Raw genomic sequence first — 2,642 nt, forward strand, 5'->3', positions numbered from 1 at the left:
GCGGTGACCAGCGCGCCGCCGAGCGTCTCGCGGGCCTCCGCCGGGGCGCCGGACGGCATCCGGTGCCGGTAGACGGCCGCGCCGACCGAGCCCAGGACCGCCATGCCCAGCGCGCCGCCGAACTCGGTGGCCGTCTCCAGCAGGGACGAGGCGGTGCCCGCCCGCTTTGCCGGGGCGCTGCCCATCGCCAGGTCGGTGAGCTGGGACAGCACCATCACCGCACCGCAGGCCAGCACCCCGGCCGCGGCCAGCAGCAGCCACAGCGACCCGGTGCCGGTCAGCGCGAGCAGCCCGTACCCGGCGGCCGAGACCGCGAACCCGGCGGCGACCACCCGGCCCCGGTCCACGCCCCGGGCGACCAGCGCGGCGGTGACCGGCCCCGCGACCCCGATCAGCACCGAGGGCGCCAGGCTCCACAGCGCGGCCGACAGCGGGCTCTTGCCCAGCACGGACTGGAGGTACTGCGTGGTGAAGATCGCCGAGCCCAGCATGCCGAAGGCGGACACCAGGGTCAGCACCACGGCCGGGGTGAAGCCCCGGTTCCGCAGCAGCGCGGGCGGCACCAGCGGGGAGGCGGCGGTGCGCTGGCGGTGGACGAAGAGGGCGGCGAAGAGCAGGCCGATCGTCACCGACATCACGTACCGCAGGTGCCAGCCCTCGGACGGGATCTCCTTCAGGCCGTAGATCACCGGGAGCACGGCGACCAGCGAGAGGGGGACGCTGATCCAGTCGAAGGGGCCGGGGTCGGGGTGACGGGACTCGGGGAGCAGGAACGGGCCGAGGACCAGGAGCAGGAGCATCGCGGGCAGGTTGACCAGGAAGACCGAACCCCACCAGAAGTGCTCCACCAGCACCCCGCTCAGCACCGAGCCCAGTGCGATGCCGCCGGTCATCACCCCGGACCACAGTCCGATCGCCTTCGCCCGCTGGGCGGGGTCGGTGAACATCGTGCGCAGCAGCGCCATGGTGGACGGCATCAGGGTGGCGCCGCCGACGCCGAGGACCGCGCGGGCCGCGATCAGCGTGGTGGCGCTGTCGGCGTAGGCGGCGAGGACCGAGGCGGCGCCGAAGGCGGCGGCCCCCGCCAGCAGGAGCCGGCGGCTGCCGATGCGGTCGCCGAGGGAGCCCATCGTCATCAGCAGGCCGGCCAGGACGAAGCCGTAGATGTCGAAGATCCAGAGCTGCTGCGTGCCGGTCGGGCGGAGGTCAGCGCTGATCGCCGGGGTGGCGAAGTACAGCACGGAGACGTCCATCGAGACCAGCAGCAGCGGCAGCATCAGTACGCCCAGCGCGGTCCACTCCCGCCGTCCGGCACGAACGGGCTGGTCCGGCACGGGGACTGGGGTGGTGCTCGTCGTGCTCTGCGGATTCACCATGCCGAGGAATGTACGGCTGTATTAAACGAGTGTCTAGAACGATTGTATAAGTCAAGCGTCTAGGACGCTTGTATGGACCGGGGTACGCTGGCCGGCATGGGACACCGTGAGGATCTGCTCGAGGGCGCCAAGCGCTGCCTGCTGGCGAAGGGGTTCGCCCGGACCACCGCGCGCGACATCGTGAAGGAGTCGGGCACCAACCTGGCCTCCATCGGCTACCACTACGGCTCCAAGGACGCCCTGCTCGCGCAGGCGTACGTGGCGCTGGTGGAGGAGGCGGGGGACACCTTCGGCGGTGCCGAGCCGGAGGGGGAGCCCGGCTCGCTGGAGCGCTTCCACTGGGTGTGGTCGAACATCATCTCCGCGATGCGCGAACCCGGTTCGGTCTTCCGGCTCAGCATGGAGGTCATGACCATCGAACTCCCCGAGGTCCGCGCCTACCTGGGCCGCGAGCAGCGCGAGGGCGGACGCGGCCTGGTCGCGCTGCTGACCGGCGTACCGGAGGAGGAGGTCACCGACGAGACCGCCGACACCCTCGGCGGCTTCTACCTCACCCTGATGACCGGCCTCATCGCCCAGTGGACCTTCGACCCCGGGACGGCCCCGGACGCGGCCGCCCTCACCGCCGGGCTGCGCCGGGTCGTGGAGGGCGTGCGGAAGGGTTGAACGCTCAGCCCAGCCGGGCCCGCTTCAGGGCCATGTGGAGGAGGAGGCGGTCCTCGCCGTCGTCCAGGTCCAGGCCGGTCAGGCGTTCCACGCGGCCCAGGCGGTAGTAGAGCGTCTGGCGGTGGATGCCCAGTTCGGCCGCCGCCCGGCCGGCCTGGCCCGCGCAGTCGAGGTAGACCTCGGCGGTGCGGGCCAGTTCCTGGTGGGCGGGGGAGAGCAGCGGCGCCGCCACCGGGTCCTGCACCGACCTCGGCGGCAGCGCGGACAGCAGCCGGTACGGGCCGATGCCCCGCCACTCGGCCACCGGCGCGAACCTCGGTTCGGCCAGGGCCGCCCGCGCCGCCGCCGACGCCTCTTGCCACACCGTGCCCAACTCGGCCAGCCCCGCGCGAGGCTCGCCGACCCCCACTCCGACCACGGCGCCCTCCGCCTCCTTGACCAGCCGCGCGGCCGCCACCAGCGCCGGGGCCGTCACCTCCGTGCTGCGCAGCCGCACCAGCACCGCGAGGCTCTGTGCCGTCGCGCCCCACGGCACCGTGCACAGGGCGGTGGCGTGCGGGACGGTGCGTACCGAGGGGGCGTCGTCGGGGTCGGCGGAGA

At 73.2% G+C, this 2,642-nt stretch carries 3 protein-coding genes; 1 reads left to right on the top strand and 2 read right to left on the bottom strand.

Features of this window, described 5'->3' with window-relative positions; genetic code table 11:
- Nucleotides 1-1,376, bottom strand: a 1,376-nt coding sequence (locus GT030_RS29715) for an MFS transporter (RefSeq protein WP_161203736.1), incomplete at its 3' end; no start/stop codon positions are given.
- 96 nt (nucleotides 1,377-1,472) lie between these two features.
- On the opposite strand from GT030_RS29715, the gene GT030_RS29720 reads away from it, so the two are divergent.
- Complete coding sequence (locus GT030_RS29720) at nucleotides 1,473-2,042, top strand: TetR/AcrR family transcriptional regulator (RefSeq protein ID WP_161203737.1); 570 nt, start codon at nucleotides 1,473-1,475, stop codon at nucleotides 2,040-2,042.
- Between the two features lie 4 nt (nucleotides 2,043-2,046).
- Here GT030_RS29720 and GT030_RS29725 read toward each other — a convergent pair.
- Nucleotides 2,047-2,642, bottom strand: a 596-nt coding sequence (locus GT030_RS29725) for a helix-turn-helix domain-containing protein (RefSeq protein ID WP_161203738.1), incomplete at its 5' end; no start/stop codon positions are given.

The sequence above is a fragment of the Streptomyces sp. SID1328 genome, from assembly GCF_009865595.1.
Classification (GTDB): domain Bacteria; phylum Actinomycetota; class Actinomycetes; order Streptomycetales; family Streptomycetaceae; genus Streptomyces; species Streptomyces griseoluteus.